The sequence below is a fragment of the Stenotrophomonas maltophilia genome (assembly GCF_003970865.1).
GTDB classification, from domain to species: domain Bacteria; phylum Pseudomonadota; class Gammaproteobacteria; order Xanthomonadales; family Xanthomonadaceae; genus Stenotrophomonas; species Stenotrophomonas maltophilia_AR.
This window is the reverse complement of the sequence record NZ_RXLZ01000011.1, coordinates 65,100-83,902: the sequence shown is the minus strand read 5'-3', so window position 1 is coordinate 83,902 and position 18,803 is coordinate 65,100. Positions and strand designations below refer to the sequence as shown.

Genomic DNA, 18,803 nt, shown 5'->3' with positions numbered 1-18,803 from the left:
ATGCGATTGATTCTCAAATGCGTTCACTCATTGCCGCAGCGGCGCCGCTGTGGTTTGCGCACCGTGCAACCCTGCACCGCGCGTAAACTGGCCGGCTAACCCGCCATCAACCGTATGCCGCCGCGGCCGATACCCGTGGTTTGCCGTACGCAGTCAGAGATCGACGTGGAACCACCCCAATTGGACGATGCCAGCCAGCCGCTGGCCGAGGCCTGGCAGCACTGCCTGCTCCAGGCCGGCCCTGCCGCCACCGCGCTGCTCAAGGCCGCTGCCACCGATGCCCCACCCGCGCTGGCCCAGCGCTTTTACGAAGTGCTGCTGCAGGACGGGCGTGCACGCCGCTTCCTGTCCCACGACCAGGTCAAGCAGCGCCTGCAGCCGGCCATGCAGCGCTGGCTGGTGCAGCTGCTGACCACCGACGCCCCCGGCATCGCCACCACCGTCGCCTCGCAGCGGGTGATCGGCGACGTACACGCGCGGGTCGGCATCCCGGTCGACCTGGTCACCCGCGGTGCACGCGTGCTCAAGCACGAGCTGTTCGTGCGCCTGCGCGACGACGCGCCCGACAGCGCGACCGCGTTCGCCGCCATCGACTGCCTCAGCGCGATCATGGACATCGCCATGGAAGGCATGACCCTGGCCTACACCCATGCGCGCGATCGTTCCACCCGTGCCGACGCCGCCTACCGGCTGTTCTCGCTGGTACAGAACGTCGGTACCGAACGCGAGCGCCAGCGCGCACTGCTGCTGGACTGGGAGAACGCCCTGCTCTACGCACTCGCCGGCCACGTGCAGGCCAGCGACAACGCCAGCCTGGCCACCTCGGAGTTCGGCCTGTGGTTCACCCACAAGGGCATCCCCAGCTTCGGCGAAAGCAGCGAAACGCAGCAGGTGGGCCAGTTGATGGCCCGCATTGACGGCCACCTGCAGCGCGCCAGCGGCGATGCACCGGCGCAGCGACTGGCGGTACTGCCGGCCATCCGCGAGGACCTGGCCGCCATCCGCACCCTGATGACACTGCTGTTCGAGCGCATCGGCGAACTGGATGCCGGCAGCGACGCGCTGACCAACCTGCTCAACCGTCGCTTCCTGCCCACCGTGCTGCGCCGGGAAATCGAGCTGGCCACGCGCAACCGCACACCGTTTTCGCTGCTGCTGCTCGACCTGGATCATTTCAAGGCAATCAACGACGGCCATGGCCACGATGCCGGCGACCGCGCATTGCAGCACGTGGCCGGCCTGCTCGGCCAGCTCACGCGTGGCAGCGACTACCTGTTCCGCTATGGCGGCGAAGAATTCGTGGTGGTGCTGGTGGCCGCCAGCGAATCACAGGCGACCGTGATCGCCGAGAGCCTGCGCCGGCAGATCGCACAGTCGCCGGTAGCACTGGCCAATGGCCAGGTGCTGGAACTGACCGCCAGCATCGGCGTGGCCGGTCACGATGGTCATCCGGATTACGAGCGGCTGATGGCACGTGCCGACGCCGCGATGTACGAGGCCAAGCGCAGCGGCCGCAACCGCGTGGTGGTGGCCAGCGAGGCATTGCAGGAAGCCCCCGGGCGCCGTGCGCTGCAGCGATGACGGCAGGACAGGTAGAGTCGACCGCTGGTCGACTATCGCGCGCAGCGCGGGATTTTTCGCACACTGGGCGAAGAGCGGTCGACTGACAGTCGACTCTACCGACAGCCGGCTCGACCGATACGGCGCCCAGCCGCTGCTTTCACTGCCCCCACCCGCCATGCTGCCCACCACAGCAGCGCCAGCAACGCGATGCCTGCCCCCAGCAGGCACACTGCGGGCCAGCCATGCCGCACCTGCATCCAGGGCCCGGCCGCCGCCCCCGCTCCACTGCCCACCGCATAGAACAGCATGTACAACGCCACCAGGCGCCCATGCTGTTCTGCCGGTGCACGCAGCAACAATGCCTGGTTCGAGACATGTAGTGCCTGGCCGCCCAGGTCGAGCACGACCACACCCAGCAGCAGCAAGGACAGCGACTGCGGCAGGCCCAGCAGCGGCCACCACGCGACCAGCATCAACAACAGCGCACCGAGGCTGACCCGATGCGTGAAGCCGCAGTCCATCCAGTGCCCGACACGTGCCGCCATCAACGCACCGACCACGCCGGCCAGGCCGAGCGCGCCGATGGCTGCGGTTGACCAGTGCAGCGGTGGCATCGACAGCGGCAAGGGTGCCGCCGCCCAGAACACATTGAGGCCGGCAAACAACAGCAATGCCAGCGGCCCGCGTTCGCGCAGCGTTCGATCCCGGCGCAGCATGCCCAGCATCGAGCCCAGCAGCTCGCGCCAGCGTGGAGGAACCGACGGCACCGGTACTGCGGGCAGGCGCCGCCACAGCAGCGCCGCCAACACCGCCATCACCACCGCTGACAGCAGGTAGACCGTCTGCCAGCCCAAGGCCGCCGCCACCGTACCGGACACCACGCGCGCCAGCAGCAGGCCGATGAACACTCCGCCCTGCACCACACCGACCACGCGACCGCGCTGCTCGGGCGGTGCCAGCATGGCGGTATAGGCGATCAGGCCCTGGGTCAGCGCGGTGCCCAGCAACCCAGCCAGCAGCATGCCCGACAACAGCCAGCTCGCCGTGCGTGACGCCGCCAGCCACAACAGGGCCAGTACCAGCGCGATCAACTGCAGCCGCAGCAGGCGTCGCCGGTCGCCGCGGTCCGCCAGCGGCAGCAGGCCAAGCAACGCCAGCACGCTGCCGGCCTGGGTGGCAGCCAGCACCGCGCCGGCCACGGCCCGGTCCAGCGCAAAGGCGCGTGCAAGCTGATCCAGCAGCGGCTGCGCGTAGTAGACGTTGGCGACGCTGGCGCCTGCGGCAACCGCAAGCAGGACCAGCAACGGGCGGGGAATAGATGCGGCACTCATTTTTGGTTGCAATTTGAAACCAGATGCAGGCTATCGCCATTGGTTTTAAACTGCAACCACATTCGGAGATACCCAGCATGCACGCCGACAGCCCCTGTCCTGTAGCCCGCAGTGCCGACCTGCTCGGTGACCGCTGGGCATTGCTGGTGATCCGCGACGCGTTCGACGGCATCACCCGCTTCGGTGATTTCCAGCGCAGCCTCGGCGCGGCGCGCAACATCCTCAGCGACCGCCTGCGCCGGCTGGTCGAGGCCGGCATCCTGCAGCTGCAGCCGGCCTCCGATGGATCGGCCTACCAGGAGTACGTGCTCACCGCCGCAGGCCTGGAACTGTTCCCGCTGCTGGTCGCACTGCGCCAGTGGGGAGAGCGCCATCGCTTCGGTGCAGGCGAAGCCCATTCACAGCTGATCGAACTGGCAACGCGGCGGCCGCTGCCCTACATGCAGCCGCTAGACGCAGCTGGTCATGCTCTCGCGTCAGGCCAGACGGTCGTGCTCAAGCTCGTCTGAAGCGCGCGCTTCCGCCAAACGAGGATCGGTTCTTCTACAACGTCTCGTAGGGGGCTCTCTACTCGTGATGCTAGACGGTGACCACTGCTCATACCTCGGCCCAGTGGGCATTTGTTCAAGCGCCTTTGAGCTTGCCCTTGTGGCACACGACGCCTCCAAAGCAATTGGCGCATAGCACCCACAGCTCGAACGCCACTGTGCCGAATACAGCACTCGCTGATCTACCCACTTCCAGGTCACTCATCACCACCAGCCCAATCAAAAAAGGCAGATTGAAATTTTCAGATGTACTCAACCCAAGCACGACGTTCTAGTTCTTTTGCAGCGGACAGATACGCAATTTGATCGGCCTTATCAAAGTCATCTCAATATCTGAGACGAAGATCTCCGATGCTCGAGGCCCATTCCGCCCGTGCATCAAACATGACAGACAAAGACCAGTACCCTGAGATCCCCAGCACCCGCATCTTGCTGCTTCGTATCAAACGTCCGAAGCAGGTTATACCCCTCAGCAAGGCGGAAAACTACGTAGTTGGCAGCATGGTCGCGTTGTTCCTTCTGAGCCTTGGATGCATGGCACTTCTGAAGGCAGATCAGATCACTCAGCAGGCTGCCAAAGTGATCGTGCTCCCGCTGACGGGGATTATCATGTTCCTGGGGCTAGTATTCTTTGTCATTCAGGTCGTCCAGTTCTTTCTGCTGTTCAGGCATGGCTTCAACAACATGGCGGATCGCGTGGATGTCTCTGCTGACGCAGATTCCGCCCTTGCCGAAGATCTTTCGCACTGCAATACCCAGCATTTGGACCAGCGCTCAAAGCTTCTGGAGCAGGAATCCAAGCTCCTCACAAGGCGTGCTGGATTGGCATCTGCAGCAACCGCCATCAGCGCACTGATCATCAATCTCTTGAGCACCGGGAACGGCGACAAGGCCGCGCAGTGGGTGTCAGACGCCAAGCTTCTGATCACCTGTTGCAGCTTGGGTTTGCTGGCGGGAGCAGTGATCGTGATTATCTTTGCAGGGAAGCTAGAGAAGATCTCCACATTGCTGAAACTTGCTTCAGAGAGGGGCTCGCAACGCAAGCTAGAGCGAGAGATGGCCGATTGAAACTCCAAGGGCCCGCGCGGCAGGATCGCACGGTCGGTCACATGCCAACGTAACCCGCGGATACGCGGCATCACGACGGGCCTTCTGGGCCCCCGGCCGACGTTCTTGCCGATGGCCTATCCAGACGACTTCACTTCCATGACCCGCCCGTTCGCGCACAACACCACCCGGTCACGCCGGTTAGCATCAGACCTTTCCGCCACTGGATGCCCCCGATGTCGCGCTATCGCCCCTCCCTGCTGACCGCCCTGCTGTTGCCGCTGCTGGCCTGCGCCACAGCAACCACGCAGGCCCGCGAGGTTGCCGCGCCCGCCGACCACGTGCAGGCCGATGGCCCCTATGTGTTCCGCCAGGGCAACCAGCTGCAGGCCAGATGGATCTGCGACGACAAGGTCGAGTCGCACACGCTTGCCACGCAGGCCGCAGGCACCGACATCGCCCCGCGTTGCGGCTACGAACACAGCGTGCACGTGGCTGCACCCAATGCACCGTCGATCTCGGTGCTGCCGGCCGTGCCGCGTATCGTGGCGCTGTCCGACATCCACGGCCAGTACGGGCTGCTGGTGCGCCTGCTGCGCGCCCACCAGGTCATCGACGCACAGGACCGCTGGGCGCTGGGCAAGGACACCCTGGTCATCGCCGGCGATGTGTTCGACCGCGGCCCGCAGGTGACCGAAGCCTTCTGGCTGCTGTATGGCCTGCAGCAGCAGGCGGCCGCCGCCGGTGGCGCAGTGCACTTCGTGCTCGGCAATCACGAGACCATGGTGCTGTACGACGACCTGCGCTACGTCAACCCGAAGTACCTGCGCAGCGCCCAGCTGCTCGGCCGCAGCTACCCGCAGCTGTACGGTGCCGATTCGGTGATCGGGCAGTGGCTGCGCACCCGCCCGGTGCTGCTGAAGATCGGCGACACCCTGTTCCTGCACGGCGGCATCTCGCCCGAGGCAGTGCAGCTGGCACTGGACCCGGCGCGCACCAACGCGGCCTACCAGGCCTCGCTCGGCCTGCCCAAGGCCGAAGTGAAGGCCGACCCGGCCACCGCACCGCTGTATGACGGCAAGACCAGCCCGATCTGGTACCGCGGCTACTTCGATGGCCGCCTCGACACCGCGGGGGTGCAGACCGTGCTCGATCGCCTGCAGCTGAAGCGCATCGTGGTCGGCCATACCTCGATGCCACACGTCAGCAGCTTCCACGGCGACCGCGTGATCGCCATCGACAGCAGCATCAAGAACGGCGAGAACGGCGAACTGCTGTTCATCGAAGATGGCAGGCTAAGCCGTGGCCTGCTGGACGGCTCGCGGGTGCCGCTGGCGCAGGGTGAGCCGGGCCTGCAGGACTGAATGGCGGGACAGCGCGACGGCACCGGGCGGTGGCGGCGCGCTCCACCTTCACCCGGTTTGCGGCTACCCTCGGCAGCCGAGAGAGGCCCCCGTCCACCCGGTGGGCCTGACCGTTACAGGAGCCCCCGCGCATGCGCGTTCTGATTGCTGAAGACGACCCGGATATCGCCTCCGGCCTGTGCGCCTCGCTGCGCCGGCAGGGCCATGTGGTCGACCACGTCGACAACGGCGCGCACGCCGACGCCGCGCTGGGCTCGACCCAGTACGCGCTGCTGGTACTGGACCTTGGCCTGCCACAGCTGGATGGCCGCGACGTGCTGCAGCGCCTGCGCCAACGCGGCGATGGCCTAGCGGTGCTGGTGGTGACCGCCCGTGACGGCCTGGCCGAGCGCGTGCGTGTGCTCGACCTCGGCGCCGACGACTACCTGGTCAAGCCGTTCGCACTGGACGAGTTCGAAGCCCGTGTACGCGCACAGCTGCGGCGGGTCACCAGCAATGGCAACCCGGACCTGCGCATCGGCCGCCTGCGCCTGGACCTGGCCGGGCACCGCGTGTGGATCGACGACCAGTCACTGGAACTGACCGCGCGCGAATTCGGCCTGCTGTCGGCGCTGGCGGTTCGCGCCGAGCGCATCGTATCGCGCGCGCAACTGGTGGAAGCGCTGTGCGACTGGGGCCAGGATCTCACCGACAACGGCCTGGACATCGCCCTGCACCGTCTGCGCCGCAAGCTGCAACCCGGCGGCATGGGCATCCGCACCGTGCGCGGGCTGGGCTACATGCTGGAAGACGCGCAGGACGAAAGCGCCTCGTGATCAGTGGCCCCCCCAGCCTGCGTCGGCGCCTGCTCGCCTTTCTGGCGCTGCCGATGCTGGGCCTGCTCACCTTCAACACGATCCTGGCCTATTACGTCGCGCTGGACTATTCCAACCGCATCCACGACCGCAACCTGATCGACGACACGCATTCGTTCGCGCAGATGCTGAGCACCATGCCGGTGACCAGCGACCTGTCTCCACAGGCGCGCTTCCTGATCGAGTACGACCCCGACGGCCATCGCTACTTCAACGTCGACAGCAGCCGCATGGGTACCCTCAGCGGCAATGCCGACTTCAGCCCGTACGCCCCTTCACAGGACTGCACCGGCGTGCATCCGGCGCTGTACGACGGCAACCTCAATGGCCAGCAGGTGCGCATGGCCACCGTCTGCACGCAGGCGATGAACGATCCACAGGACCAGCTGGCGGTGACCGTGGCCGAGAGCATGGCCGACCGCCGACAGCGTGCGCGCGAAATCCTGATGATCATCATCCCGCTGATGACCATGCTGGCGCTGGGCACTGCCGCGCTGGTCTGGTTCGGCGTGACCTACGGCCTGCGCATCCTGACCCCGCTGAGGACCCGCCTGGCGCAGCGCCGCGGCGAGCTGGCACCGATCTCCGATGCCGACGTACCGGAGGAGATCCAGCCACTGATCAGCACCATCGACGATCTGTTTGCCCGCCAGGCGGAAATGATCACGTTGCAGAACCGCTTCATCGCCGATGCCGCGCACCAGCTGCGTTCGCCGCTGGCGGGCATGGCCCTGCACGTGGACCAGGCACTGGCCCACGGTGACCCGGACACGGTGCGCGAGGCGCTGCAGCACATCCGCCGGCTCAACCAGCGCACCGCGCGGGTCAGCACCCAGCTGCTGGCGCTGAGCCGGGCGCAGACCGTGCCCGATACCGTGGAGGCGCTGGATCTGTGCGAGCTGGTGCCGCAGTGGGTCGGCATGCGCGTACCGGAGGCGATCCGCGATGGCATCGACCTCGGCTACCGCGGCAGCCCCCATCCGCTGCGTGTACTCGGCAACGGCGCCATGCTGCAGGAGGCGCTGGACAACCTGATCGACAATGCCCTGCGTTATGCCGGCCGCAATGCGACCGTCACGGTGGGCGTGCACGCGCTGGACGACAATGATGTTGAACTGTATGTGGAAGACAACGGCCCCGGCGTGCCCGACGACGTGATGCCACGGCTGGGCGAGCGCTTCTTCCGGGCACCGGGCACCGCTGCCAGCGGCACCGGCCTCGGCCTGGCCATCGCGCACGAGGCGGTGGAGCACTTCGGCGGCCGCCTGAGCTTCCTGAACCGCCCCGGTGGCGGACTGAAGGTCGCCATCACGCTGCCGCTGCTGAAGGCGCCCTGACCCGGCCCGGGGCGCTGAAAGGCTGGCGAAAATCGCGCTTGCGATCCTGCCATCCCCACTGCCGTCCCGGAGCCGCCAGGTGACCGAATCGCACGACTTCTTCCTCCCCGGTGGCCCACAGGGCGTGCTGCTGGTCCATGGCCTGACCGGCACCCCGGCGGAAATGCGCATGCTGGGCAAAGGGCTGAACAACGCCGGGTTTACCGTGCACGGCGTGCAGCTGCCCGGCCATTGCGGCAGCGTGGATGACCTGCTGGCGACCACCTGGGAACAGTGGTACCAGGGCGTGGAAGATGCGGCGGCAACCCTGCGCGGCAAGGTCGACCAGCTGTTCGTCGGTGGCCTGTCGATGGGCGCGGTGCTGTCGCTGGCCCTGGCTGCACGTCGCCCGGAGTGGGTGTCCGGGGTCGGCGTATACGGCGCCACTTTCCGCTACGACGGCTGGAACATCCCCGCCGTGGCCCGCTTCTCGTTCCTGCTGCCGTGGTTCAAGCGCTTCAACATCGGCCGCGACCGAATGTTCATGGAAGAACCGCCGTACGGCCTGCGTGACGAGCGCCTGCGCGCGCAGGTCAGCGCCGCCATGCTGTCCGGCGACAGCGCCGCCGCCGGACTGCCGGGCAACCCCTGGCATGCGCTGGCCGAGATGCGTGCGCTGAGCAACTGGACCCGCCGCCATCTGCACCAGGTCACCGCACCGTGCCTGGTGATGCACGCCCGCGAAGACGACGTGGCCAGCATGGGCAACGCCGAGCTGGTGATGTCGCGGGTCAGCGGCCCCAAGGAACTGGTGGTACTGGAAGACAGCTACCACATGATCACCATCGACCGCGAACGCCGCGATGTGATCCGTCGCAGCGCGCGCTTTTTCACCGAGATCGGTGAACGCACGGGCGTGCTCAAGGCGGTGGCCTGAAATGGGTTCACTTGCCACACTGCTGTGGCTGGCCAATGTAGTACTCGATACCGGTGGCCAGCTCGCCTTCAAGGCCGCCGCCAGCGATCCGCAGGAAGGCGAAGGACTACAACGCTGGAAGCACATGCTCAGCCGGCCCTGGCTGTGGATCGGCATCGCCTGCTACGTGCTTGAGTTCGTCGCCTGGATTGCGTTCCTGTCGCTGGTGCCGCTGTCCAAGGGCGTGCTGCTCGGCTCGATCAACATCGTCGCGCTGATGGTCGCCGGTCGTTTCCTGTTCCGCGAGAAGCTCACGCCGCTGCGGGTGACCGGCATGCTGCTGGTCACCGCGGGCGTGGCGGTGGTGGGGGCCGGCTCATGAGGCGTCTGTATGTGATCGGCTTCCCGCTGCTGATGGCCTTCGACACGCTGGCCCAGCTGTGCTTCAAGTATGCCGGTGATGCCGCGCTGCCGGTCGAGGCCAACACCGCCTGGCTGCTGCGCGTGCTGTCGCAGCCGTGGGTGTACGGCGCCATCCTCGGCTACGTGGGTGCGTTCTTCACCTGGATGAGCCTGCTGCGCCATGCGCCGATCGGCCCCGCGTTTGCCGCATCACATCTGGAAGTGATCAGCGTGCTGCTGCTGTCGGCGTGGCTGTTGAACGAGCCGCTGACCCTGCACCATATGCTCGGTGCGGTACTGATCGTGGCCGGCATCGTCTGCCTCGGCCGCGCTGAAGCGGACGACCCGCACAGCCCCGCCGAAAGCGCCTCGTGAGCGCGCTGCGATGAGCCTGTTCGCGCGCGAACTGCCACCTACCGCGGGCCTGCCGATGCAGGCCAGCGATTTCCTGCCCGGTGGTGGCGACCTGCGCGAAGTCCTGGCCAGCCAGCTCGGCACACCGCCGCTGCAGTTGACCTGTTCCGGTACGCATGCACTGCTGATCGCGCTGCGTACGCTGCGCAAGCGCGCGCCAACGCGCGACACCGTGATCATGCCGGCCTATACCTGCCCGCTGGTGCCGATCGCGGTGCACAGCCTGGGCCTGCGCGTGCAGCTGTGCGATACCCGTCGCGGCCACTTCGACTTCGACCCCGGCCAGCTCAGGCGTCTGGCCGATGCGCGCACGCTGGCGATCCTGCCGACCCACCTGGGCGGGCGCATCGCCGATGTCGAGCTGGCCTGCGAAGTCGCCCGCAACGCCGGCGCCTGGGTCATCGAGGATGCCGCACAGGCACTCGGCGCACGGGTCGGCAACAGCAGTGTCGGCCTGCGTGGCGATATCGGATTCTTCAGCCTGGCTGCCGGCAAGGGCCTGAGCCTGCATGAAGGCGGCCTGCTGGTCAGCCGTGACGACGAGCTGCGTGCTGCGCTGGCCGAACATGCCGTCCAGCACGTTCGCTCCAGCCTGCGCTGGGAGCTGCTGCGCAGCGTGCAGTTGATGGGCCTTGCTGCCTGCTATCGCCCTTCGCTGCTGTCACTGGTGTATGGCAATCCACTGCGCAGCGCGCTTCGGCGTGACGACCTGGAAGAAGCGGTCGGTGATATTTTCCCGCTTGATATACCGCAGCACCGGGTCAGCCAGTGGCGGCAGAACATCGGCGCGCATGCCGCGCGGCGCTTGCCGGCGTTCCTGCAGGCCGGTCGCCTGCGTGCGTTGCAGCTGCGCGTGCAGCTGGCACAGCTGCCAGCCATTGAGGTGGTCGACGGCCTCGCCGGTAGCGGTGGCACCTGGCCACTGCTGATGCTGCTGCTGCCCAGCCAGCGCGCACGTGATGCCGTATTGAAGGACCTGTGGCCACGCGGGCTCGGCGCCAGCCGCATGTTCATCCATGCCCTGCCCGGCTATGCCTACCTGCGCGGCATCGTGCCGCAGGACGACATGCCCAACGCACGCGACTTCGCCGCACGCATGCTGACCCTCGGCAACAGCGCCTGGCAGACCCGTGAAGAGACCGCCGGAATACTGCAGGCACTGGCCCGCGCGTGACCTCGAGACGCATGGATGGACTGCGCTTCACGCATTCATCCATGCACCTTCCTGAACGCTTTCCGCGCCCTGGGATGAAGGCTTTCAACAGGAAAGGAACGAGAAAGGCTGCCTACCTACATTGAGCCTGCCCCGGCATCGGGCCGGGCGTTTCTTTCATCGACGGACCTGCCCATGCACTGGAGCATCCTGTGTGACTTCGACGGCACCATCAGCCTCGAAGATGTCATCGACTCGCTGCTGGAAAAGTACGGCCAGCCGGGCTGGCAGGAACTGGAAGACCAGTGGAAAGCGGGAAAGATCGGCTCGCGTGAATGCATGCAGGGCCAGGTGCGGCTGCTGAAGCTGGACCCGGCCACGCTCGACGCCCATCTGGACCAGGTGCAGATCGATCCTGGATTCGCCGCCTTTGTCAGCCGTGCCGAACAGCTGGGCGTGCCGCTGCGCATCGTCAGTGACGGTCTGGACTATGCGATCCACCGCATCCTCGCCAACCACGGCCTGTCGCGACTGCCGGTGGTGGCCAACCACCTGCGCTGGTGCGATGACCACTGGGAACTGGAATCGCCCTACCAGGCCGAAGGCTGCCGCAGTGGCACCTGCAAATGCACCTGCGCCGCGCAGGCGCGCGCCAACGAAGCACCGCGCGTGCTGATGATCGGCGACGGCAGCTCGGATTTCTGCGTGTCCGAAGACGCCGACTTCGTGTTCGCCAAGCGCCGCCTGATCACCCATTGCACCCATGCCGGCATCGAGCATGCCGCCATCGATACCTTCCACGATGCAATCGCACTGCTGCCGCGCTTGCTCGATGGCAGCCTGCTGCAGCCACGTCGCATCGACACCAGCCCGCAGCCCGCCGCACTGCCCCTGCTGCTGGCCACCGCCTGAGCACTCCCTTCCAGGCACGCCCCCGTTACCTCTTTCGAACGTCCTTCACGGAACCGAACTGCATGAACATTTTTGACAAGAACGCCGACGCCGCTGCCTCCGACGCGCAGCTGCTGGCCGACGAAGCCCGCTACAGCTCCTTCGGCGATACCGTCCACTACGTCGACCCGCCGAAGATCTTCCAGCGCGGCGAAGGCAGCTACATGTTCGATGGTGCGGGTGTGCCCTACCTCGACCTGCAGATGTGGTACTCGGCCTGCAACTTCGGCTACAGCAACAAGCGCCTGAACGATGCGCTGAAGGACCAGATCGACACCCTGCCGCAGGTCGCCAGCCAGTACCTGCACCCGACCCGCGTGCAGCTGGCCAAGACCATTGCCGTGGACATGCACGAGAAGTTCGGCCTCGACGGCCGCGTGCACTTCAATGTCGGCGGCGCGCAGGCCATTGAAGACTCGCTGAAGATCGTGCGCAACGCGCGGGGTGGCAAGAGCCTGATGTTCGCCTTCGAAGGCGGCTACCACGGCCGTACCCTGGGCGCCTCGTCGATCACCTCCAGCTACCGCTACCGCCGCCGCTATGGCCACTTCGGCGAGCGCGCGATGTTCATCCCGTTCCCGTACCCCTTCCGTCGCCCGAAGGGCATGACCCCGGACGAATACTCCGACCACTGCGTGTGGCAGTTCGAGCGCCTGTTCGAAAGCGAGTACAACGGCGTGTGGGACCCCAAGGTCGGCCAGGCCGAGTACGCCGCGTTCTATGTCGAGCCGATCCAGGGCACCGGCGGCTACGTCATCCCGCCGCGCAACTTCTTCACCGGCCTCAAGCGCGTGCTGGACAAGTACGGCATCCTGATGGTCGTCGATGAAATCCAGATGGGCTTCTGGCGCACCGGCAAGCTGTGGGCCATCGAGCACTTCGGCGTGACCCCGGACGTGCTGGTGTTCGGCAAGGCGCTGACCAACGGCCTGAACCCGCTGTCGGGCCTGTGGGCGCGCGAAGAACTGATCAACCCGACCGTTTTCCCGCCGGGCTCCACCCACTCCACCTTCAACTCCAACCCGCTGGGCACCCGCCTGGGCCTGGAAGTGCTGAAGCTGGGCAAGGAAATGGATTACGAGCGCACCGTGCCGGAAAAGGGCGCGTACTTCCTCGACGGCCTGCGTGGCCTGCAGAAGCGCCACCCGGAAATCGGCGACGTCGACGGCCTGGGCCTGGCCCTGCGCGCGGAAATCTGCCAGACCGACGGCTACACCCCGAACAAGGAACTGCTGGACCGCATGGTCGACATCGGCCTGGCTGGTGACCTGCTGCACGACGGCAAGCGCATGGGCCTCGTGCTGGACGTGGGTGGCTGGTACAAGAACGTGATCACCTTCGCGCCGTCGCTGGACATCAGCTACGAAGAGATCGACCTGGCGATCACCCTGCTTGACCAGGCACTGACCAAGGCCAAGGGCTGACGTCGATGCGCTGCCGGTTCCCGTGCCGATGGAAATGACGTCACGCGCGTCCAGCACCGCGCTGGAACCGGCCGCGCTGCTGGAGGGCTTCCTGGCCCACCCGCCGCTCGGATTCGAGGCAGGTCGCCTTCCCAGCGGCCTGCCGACCTTCCGTGCGCCGCTGGACCTGACCACGACGATGGATGACGGGCTGCGCGGCAGGCTGCTCGGCCTGCCGCTGTCGCGCCTGTGGCGGCCGTGGATCACCTGGAAGACCCGTTTCGTCGGTGCCACCAGCACCGAGTACACCCCGCTGCCGGCACACATCGCGCCTGAGGCGCTGGCCGAGGACGTGACGCGTCACGCGATTGGCGATACCCGGCTGCTGGTGGTCAAGGACCTGGCCATCGATTCACCGCTGCTGGACGATGCCGCCAACGCACACAGCGGCGCCTTCCTGCAGGCATTGCTGGCACGCGGCTTCGTTGAACTGGAAGGCATGCCACTGGCCTGGGTGGCGATCGATTTCGATTCGCTCGATGGCTATCTTGGCCGCCTGTCGTCCTCGCGCCGCAAGAACATCCGGCGCAAGCTCCGTTCGCGTGATGACCTGCAGATCGACTGCATCGCCACCGGTGATCCGGCCCTGGCCGACCCGCAGCTGCAGGCCGAACTGTATGCGCTGTACCTGGGCGTATATGCGCAGAGCGCGGTGCATTTCGACCAGCTCGACCTGCCCTACTTCCAGCATCTGCTGGCCGACAGCCATGGCCAGGGACGGATGTTCCTGTATCGCCACCAGGGCCAGTTGATCGGCTGGAACCTGTGCTACATCCACGCCGGAAAGCTGGTGGACAAGTACATCGGCCTGGCCTACCCGCAGTCACGCGAGCACAACCTGTATGCGGTGAGCTGGATGCACAACCTCGAGTACGCGCTGCTGCACGGCCTGAGCCACTACGTGGCCGGCTGGACCGACTCGCGGATCAAGGCCGAACTGGGCGCCCGCTTCACCTCCACCCGGCATGCGATCCACGCACGCTCCCCGCTGCTGCGCGCCGCCCTGCGCAGGCTGGCACCGTACCTGCAGGGCGAAGCTGATGGAGGCGGTTGAACGATGCCGTTGCGTTCCCCGCTGATCCTGGACCTGGACGGTGGCGTGCTGCCGCTGCCACAGGCGCAGACGCTGGCCCTGCCGCAGTGGCACGATCCACTGCGCTTCGCCTGCAGCAATGCAACCCTGGACCGTTTCGCCGCCGAAGTGCTGGCACCGCTGCCCGCGCAGCTCGGCACCGTGATGCTGGGCAGTGGCGACTTCCATCACCTCAGCCTGCCGCTGCTGCAGCGCATGCGCCCGCAGCAGCCCTTCCAGCTGGTAGTACTGGACAACCATCCGGACAACATGCGTTTTCCGTTCGGCATGCATTGCGGTTCATGGGTGAACGCCGCCAGCAAGCTGCCGCAGATCTCGCACATCCACGTGCTCGGCATCACCTCCAGCGACATCGGCCTCGGCCATGCCTGGGAGAACCACTGGCGTCCGCTGATGGGTGGGCGCCTGACCTACTGGTGCATGGACGTGGACGTGGGCTGGGGCCATCGCCTCGGCATGGGCCACGCCTTCCGCCGTTTCGAGCACCCCGAAGCGCTGGTGGCCGCGTTTGCTGCCGAACAGGCCAAGTCGCCGCAGCCGACCTACCTGTCGATCGACAAGGATGTGTTCGCCGAGGACGTCGTCCGCAGCAACTGGGACCAGGGCCGTTTCCAGCTGGAAGACGCGCTGGTGGTGATCGAAGCGCTGCGTGCGGGCGGCCTGGTCGGCAGTGACATCACCGGTGAGGTGTCGCTGGCCCACTACCGGAGCCGCTTCAAGCGCTGGCTGTCGTCGCTGGATGGCCAGCCGGACATCAGCGCCGAGGATCTGCCGGTCTGGCAGGCGCGGCACCAGCAGGTGAACCGCGAACTGCTGGCCGCAATGGCCGCCGTACCAACCGCCTGCTGACCGCGCCGGTAATGCCGGCCGCTGGCCGGCGTGGCTTCGGTAGTGCCGGCCGCTGGCCGGCAATGCCAACCAAGGTTGGCATCTACCAGACCAATGCCGGCCAGCGGCCGGCACTACACTGGGTTCCTACCCCAGGAGCCGCCGCCATGCCCCAGACCGTCATCCCGCAACTGCGCATGCGCCACGCAGACACCACCCTGCCGTTCTACGTGCAGGGGCTGGGTTTCGTGGTCGACTGGGAACACCGCTTCGAACCCGGCTTCCCACTGTTCGCCCAGCTCACCCGCGACGGCCAGACGATCTTCCTCACCGAACACAGTGGCGACTGCGAGGTCGGCGGCGCGGTGTATTTCATCGTCGACGACGTCGACAACCTGCACCGCGCCTTCAGCGCCGCCAACGTGCCGATCGAGCAGCCCCCGCATGACACCGAATGGGGCACCCGCGAAATGCTGCTGCGCGACCCCGATGGCAACCGCCTTCGCTTTGCCAGCGACGCCGACTGAATCGGACGGGCTTGAGGGGGATATACGAATCACATACGATTCGTATATCCACGCTTCCAGGACCGCCCATGGGCATCGTCAACATCGATGACACCCTGCACGACCAGCTGCGCCGTGCCTGTACCGTCTCCAGCCGCTCGATCAACGCCCAGGCCAACTTCTGGATCCGGGTCGGCATGCTCTGCGAGCTGAACCCGACGCTGAGCTTCCAGGACATCGTCGCCAGCGAGCTGCGCGCGGCCGGCGTGCAGCCGCCGCTGCTGCCGCCGGGCCAGGTCTGAGCCGATGGGCATCATCAAGCGCCCCGACGAGATCGCGCTGATGGCCGAATCCGGCCGCCTGCTGGCGCAGGTGTTCGCCGCGCTCGACCAGATGCCGCTGCAGGGCCGGAGCACCATGGAGATCAACGATTTCGTCGAGCGCATGATCGTCGATGAGCTGCAGGCGCGGCCGGCCAGCAAGGGCCAGTACGGCTTCCCGTACGTGCTCAATACCTCGATCGACAACGTCATCTGCCACGGCGTGCCCAGCACCACCGACGTGCTGCGCAACGGCCAGATCGTCAACCTCGATATCACCCTGGAAAAGAACGGCTACATCGCCGACTCCAGCACCACCTACCTGGTCGGTGAGGTCGACTACGCCGCGCGCAGGCTGGTGCAGACCGCCTATCAGGCGATGTGGAAAGGCATCGCTGTGGTGCGCCCCGGTGCACGCCTGGGCGATATCGGCCATGCCATCGCCCGTCATGCGCGCAGCCACGGCTACAGCGTGGTGAAGGAGTACTGCGGCCACGGCATCGGCCAGGAGATGCACGAGGAACCGCAGATCCTGCACTACGGCCATGCTAATACCGGCATGGCGCTGGAAGAAGGCATGGTGTTCACCATCGAGCCGATGCTCAACCAGGGCAAGCCGGCCATCCGCCAGCAGCCGGACGAATGGCCGGTCTACACGCGCGACGGCAAGCTGTCGGCGCAGTTCGAACACACCGTGGCAGTCACCCGCAATGGCGTGCGCGTGCTGACCCTGCGCCCCGGCGAGACGCCGTTGTGCGCCATCGACCGGATGGCGACCGGCTGACCTCAGCACCTCCGCGCCTTGATGTGCCTCTTGCATGGCGTGCGACATATGTCGCACACTCACGACATCAATCGCACGCACAGGTCTGACCATGCCCCGCGTCCCAACACCTTCGAACGCCGAACTGGAGTTGTTGAAGTGCCTGTGGCGCGACGGCGCCTGCAGCGCGCGTGAATTGCACAACGCGGCAGCTGCCGCACTGGACTGGTCGTACTCGTCCACGCGCAAGACGCTGGAACGGATGGTCGACAAGGGTCTGGTGAAGGAGGGCAGCCAGCACGGTCTGAATGTCTACAGTGCCAAGGTCGGCAAGGTGGCCACCCTGGCCGCACTCAGTGCCGACTTCGCTCGTCGCGTACTGGAGATCGACGGGCCGCTGCCGACCCAGGCATTCGCCGAAAGCCGCCTGCTGAGCGACAAGGAAATCGAGCAACTGCAGGCGCTGCTGCTCCAGGATGACGAGGACCAGCCATGAGCCTGTCATCAACCGCGCCGTGGATGATCAGCCTCGCTGCGAGCCTGCTGGGGGCTGGCCTGGCCTGGTACGGCGCGCAATCGCTGCAGCGGCTGCTCAGGCTTTCACATGCGTCGACACGCTTTTGGCTGGCGGCGTGGTTGTGTGCCGTGCTGCCCCCCTTGCTTGCGCTGTTGCTGCCGGTGCAGGCGGCACCGTTGCAGGAGCTGGCCAGCGCATTGCCTGTTGCGCTGGACAGCGGCATCGCCGTACTGCAGCCTGTGCAACAACTGCCTGCACTCGCGGCGACCGAGCCATTGATGGCTTGGCTGACGCCACTGCTGCTGACCGTCTATATCGCGGGGGTCATGCTGACCCTCGTTCGTTGGACGCTGGCCAGCCGCCGGCTGCGGGCCCTGCTACGCCGCAGCCACCCGCTGCAGACTGCGCAGTTGCCTGGCCCGCAATCGCGCCACGCCGTGCAGGAACTGCAGCAGGAAGGCGTCGCGTTGCGCATTGTAGAAGGCAGCGGCACGCCGTTCGCCCTGTGCAGGCCGCAGCCGCAGATCATCCTGCCCACGGCATGCCTGGCCCTGCCTGATCGTACGCTTCGCCTGGTCATCGGCCACGAGGCGGCCCACCTGCAGCGCCGCGACCCCCAGCGCGCTGCGCTGATGCGGTTTGTTGGTGCGCTGTACTGGTTCAATCCCTTCGTTCGACGCATTGCCGCGCGCATGCAACTGGCCGCCGAACTGCAATGCGATGCGCGAGCACTGGCCGAGGGTGGCGCCGCCAACGACGGCCGTCTGTTGGCCCACGCCTATGTCCAGACCCTTCGCTACGCGACGGCCGTGCAGCCGGCCAGCGCCCTCACCCATCGCGATCTCGGCGGCCACCAGGTGCGCCTGCAGCACATGCTGAAGGGTGACAACGGTCGCCGCCCAGGCCTCACCAGCGTCCTGCTGCTGCTCGCACTGGGCTCTGCCTGCACAGTCGGCGTGGCCACCGTACAGGCGACCGTGGTGGCAGGACCGACGCGCGTGACGCTGCCACTCCCCATCGCATCGGTAACACTGGTGGAAGCCACGCTGCCGCCTCCGTCATTCTTCATGCCACTGTCCAATGCTCGGGTCACCAGCGTGTTCGGGCACGTCGCCGACTTCCGCCAGAGCGCCCATCACGGTACCGACTTCGCCGCGCGCCGTGGCACCGCCGTGCTCGCCCCCGCCGACGGCACCGTCATCGCTGCCACGCACGCCTATCCCGATGGTGCGAACTACGGCACGGTTGTCGTGATCGATCACGGCGGTGGCTGGCAATCGCTGTTTGCACACCTGCAGGACTTCGCGGTACAGCCAGGCCAGCAGGTGCGCAGGGGCGATCCCATCGCCCGCAGCGGCAACACCGGGCGGACCACCGGCCCACACCTGCACATGGAACTGCTGCGCAACGGAACACGAGTGGACCCGCAGCACTGGCTGCAGTAATGCACTGAC

The 18,803-nt window shown here is 66.4% G+C and carries 20 protein-coding genes; 19 read left to right on the top strand and 1 reads right to left on the bottom strand.

Going from position 1 to position 18,803, the window contains the following annotated elements:
- Window positions 1–165: 165 nt before the first annotated feature.
- Window positions 166–1,581: a GGDEF domain-containing protein gene (locus EKL94_RS05720; RefSeq protein ID WP_126928343.1), complete on the top strand. Its 1,416-nt coding sequence runs from the start codon at window positions 166–168 to the stop codon at window positions 1,579–1,581.
- Between the two features lie 95 nt (window positions 1,582–1,676).
- On the opposite strand, the gene EKL94_RS05715 is transcribed toward EKL94_RS05720, so the two are convergent.
- Window positions 1,677–2,894 (bottom strand): MFS transporter, encoded by a 1,218-nt coding sequence (locus tag EKL94_RS05715; RefSeq protein ID WP_126928342.1) that lies wholly within the window; start codon window positions 2,892–2,894, stop codon window positions 1,677–1,679.
- Between the two features lie 77 nt (window positions 2,895–2,971).
- Here EKL94_RS05715 and EKL94_RS05710 point away from each other — a divergent pair, with 77 nt between their 5' ends.
- The 18 genes from EKL94_RS05710 to EKL94_RS05625 all read left to right on the top strand — a co-directional run bounded on the left by EKL94_RS05710 (window position 2,972) and on the right by EKL94_RS05625 (window position 18,794).
- Window positions 2,972–3,403 carry a winged helix-turn-helix transcriptional regulator gene (locus tag EKL94_RS05710; protein ID WP_126928341.1) on the top strand — a complete coding sequence of 144 codons (432 nt, stop codon included), beginning with the start codon at window positions 2,972–2,974 and terminating at the stop codon, window positions 3,401–3,403.
- A gap of 390 nt (window positions 3,404–3,793) precedes the next feature.
- Window positions 3,794–4,510, top strand: a complete 717-nt coding sequence (locus tag EKL94_RS05705) for a hypothetical protein (protein ID WP_126928340.1) — start codon at window positions 3,794–3,796, stop codon at window positions 4,508–4,510.
- A gap of 215 nt (window positions 4,511–4,725) precedes the next feature.
- Window positions 4,726–5,853 carry a metallophosphoesterase gene (locus EKL94_RS05700; RefSeq protein WP_126928339.1) on the top strand — a complete coding sequence of 376 codons (1,128 nt, stop codon included), beginning with the start codon at window positions 4,726–4,728 and terminating at the stop codon, window positions 5,851–5,853.
- 131 nt (window positions 5,854–5,984) lie between these two features.
- A complete protein-coding gene (locus EKL94_RS05695) occupies window positions 5,985–6,668 on the top strand; it encodes a response regulator (protein WP_099498146.1) in 684 nt (227 codons plus the stop codon).
- Window positions 6,665–8,044, top strand: a complete 1,380-nt coding sequence (locus EKL94_RS05690) for a sensor histidine kinase (protein WP_005412674.1) — start codon at window positions 6,665–6,667, stop codon at window positions 8,042–8,044. Before EKL94_RS05695 ends, EKL94_RS05690 begins: the two co-directional genes overlap by 4 nt.
- A 79-nt stretch (window positions 8,045–8,123) precedes the next feature.
- Complete coding sequence (locus EKL94_RS05685) at window positions 8,124–8,960, top strand: alpha/beta hydrolase (protein WP_010483180.1); 837 nt, start codon at window positions 8,124–8,126, stop codon at window positions 8,958–8,960.
- Window position 8,961: 1 nt separating this feature from the next.
- Window positions 8,962–9,321: an EamA family transporter gene (locus EKL94_RS05680; protein ID WP_126928338.1), complete on the top strand. Its 360-nt coding sequence runs from the start codon at window positions 8,962–8,964 to the stop codon at window positions 9,319–9,321.
- Window positions 9,318–9,716, top strand: a complete 399-nt coding sequence (locus EKL94_RS05675) for a DMT family transporter (protein ID WP_126928337.1) — start codon at window positions 9,318–9,320, stop codon at window positions 9,714–9,716. The genes EKL94_RS05680 and EKL94_RS05675 overlap by 4 nt, the downstream gene beginning before the upstream one ends.
- Before the next feature lie 10 nt (window positions 9,717–9,726).
- Window positions 9,727–10,929, top strand: coding sequence for a DegT/DnrJ/EryC1/StrS family aminotransferase (locus tag EKL94_RS05670; RefSeq protein ID WP_126928336.1), 1,203 nt, complete (start codon window positions 9,727–9,729; stop codon window positions 10,927–10,929).
- Between the two features lie 174 nt (window positions 10,930–11,103).
- Window positions 11,104–11,820, top strand: coding sequence for an MtnX-like HAD-IB family phosphatase (locus tag EKL94_RS05665; RefSeq protein ID WP_126928335.1), 717 nt, complete (start codon window positions 11,104–11,106; stop codon window positions 11,818–11,820).
- Window positions 11,821–11,882: 62 nt separating this feature from the next.
- Window positions 11,883–13,283: an aspartate aminotransferase family protein gene (locus EKL94_RS05660; protein WP_046983245.1), complete on the top strand. Its 1,401-nt coding sequence runs from the start codon at window positions 11,883–11,885 to the stop codon at window positions 13,281–13,283.
- Between the two features lie 28 nt (window positions 13,284–13,311).
- On the top strand, window positions 13,312–14,376 hold the full coding sequence (locus tag EKL94_RS05655) for a GNAT family N-acetyltransferase (protein WP_126928334.1): 1,065 nt from the start codon (window positions 13,312–13,314) through the stop codon (window positions 14,374–14,376).
- Between the two features lie 3 nt (window positions 14,377–14,379).
- Entirely contained in the window at window positions 14,380–15,264 is an 885-nt protein-coding gene (locus EKL94_RS05650) for an arginase family protein (RefSeq protein ID WP_126928333.1), read from the top strand.
- 146 nt (window positions 15,265–15,410) lie between these two features.
- A complete protein-coding gene (locus EKL94_RS05645) occupies window positions 15,411–15,770 on the top strand; it encodes a bleomycin resistance protein (protein ID WP_099529977.1) in 360 nt (119 codons plus the stop codon).
- A gap of 68 nt (window positions 15,771–15,838) precedes the next feature.
- Window positions 15,839–16,051 (top strand): ParD-like family protein, encoded by a 213-nt coding sequence (locus EKL94_RS05640; protein ID WP_005412680.1) that lies wholly within the window; start codon window positions 15,839–15,841, stop codon window positions 16,049–16,051.
- A gap of 10 nt (window positions 16,052–16,061) precedes the next feature.
- Window positions 16,062–16,853, top strand: coding sequence for a type I methionyl aminopeptidase (map, locus tag EKL94_RS05635; protein ID WP_185829996.1), 792 nt, complete (start codon window positions 16,062–16,064; stop codon window positions 16,851–16,853).
- A gap of 91 nt (window positions 16,854–16,944) precedes the next feature.
- Window positions 16,945–17,328, top strand: a complete 384-nt coding sequence (locus EKL94_RS05630; RefSeq protein WP_005408657.1) for a BlaI/MecI/CopY family transcriptional regulator — start codon at window positions 16,945–16,947, stop codon at window positions 17,326–17,328.
- Complete coding sequence (locus EKL94_RS05625; protein ID WP_126928331.1) at window positions 17,325–18,794, top strand: M23/M56 family metallopeptidase; 1,470 nt, start codon at window positions 17,325–17,327, stop codon at window positions 18,792–18,794. Before EKL94_RS05630 ends, EKL94_RS05625 begins: the two co-directional genes overlap by 4 nt.
- The last annotated feature ends 9 nt before the right edge of the window (window positions 18,795–18,803 follow it).

Bases quoted from the DNA above. Each gene is read 5' to 3' on its own strand.
- EKL94_RS05670 (WP_126928336.1), top strand. From the start codon at position 9,727: ATGAGCCTGTTCGCGCGCGAACTGCCACCTACCGCGGGCCTGCCGATG.
- EKL94_RS05655 (WP_126928334.1), top strand. From the start codon at position 13,312: ATGGAAATGACGTCACGCGCGTCCAGCACCGCGCTGGAACCGGCCGCG.
- EKL94_RS05640 (WP_005412680.1), top strand. From the start codon at position 15,839: ATGGGCATCGTCAACATCGATGACACCCTGCACGACCAGCTGCGCCGT.
- EKL94_RS05625 (WP_126928331.1), top strand. From the start codon at position 17,325: ATGAGCCTGTCATCAACCGCGCCGTGGATGATCAGCCTCGCTGCGAGC.
- EKL94_RS05665 (WP_126928335.1), top strand. From the start codon at position 11,104: ATGCACTGGAGCATCCTGTGTGACTTCGACGGCACCATCAGCCTCGAA.
- EKL94_RS05680 (WP_126928338.1), top strand. From the start codon at position 8,962: ATGGGTTCACTTGCCACACTGCTGTGGCTGGCCAATGTAGTACTCGAT.
- EKL94_RS05630 (WP_005408657.1), top strand. From the start codon at position 16,945: ATGCCCCGCGTCCCAACACCTTCGAACGCCGAACTGGAGTTGTTGAAG.
- EKL94_RS05710 (WP_126928341.1), top strand. From the start codon at position 2,972: ATGCACGCCGACAGCCCCTGTCCTGTAGCCCGCAGTGCCGACCTGCTC.
- EKL94_RS05645 (WP_099529977.1), top strand. From the start codon at position 15,411: ATGCCCCAGACCGTCATCCCGCAACTGCGCATGCGCCACGCAGACACC.
- EKL94_RS05700 (WP_126928339.1), top strand. From the start codon at position 4,726: ATGTCGCGCTATCGCCCCTCCCTGCTGACCGCCCTGCTGTTGCCGCTG.
- EKL94_RS05705 (WP_126928340.1), top strand. From the start codon at position 3,794: ATGCTCGAGGCCCATTCCGCCCGTGCATCAAACATGACAGACAAAGAC.
- EKL94_RS05715 (WP_126928342.1), bottom strand. From the start codon at position 2,894: ATGAGTGCCGCATCTATTCCCCGCCCGTTGCTGGTCCTGCTTGCGGTT.
- EKL94_RS05660 (WP_046983245.1), top strand. From the start codon at position 11,883: ATGAACATTTTTGACAAGAACGCCGACGCCGCTGCCTCCGACGCGCAG.
- EKL94_RS05675 (WP_126928337.1), top strand. From the start codon at position 9,318: ATGAGGCGTCTGTATGTGATCGGCTTCCCGCTGCTGATGGCCTTCGAC.
- EKL94_RS05695 (WP_099498146.1), top strand. From the start codon at position 5,985: ATGCGCGTTCTGATTGCTGAAGACGACCCGGATATCGCCTCCGGCCTG.
- EKL94_RS05650 (WP_126928333.1), top strand. From the start codon at position 14,380: ATGCCGTTGCGTTCCCCGCTGATCCTGGACCTGGACGGTGGCGTGCTG.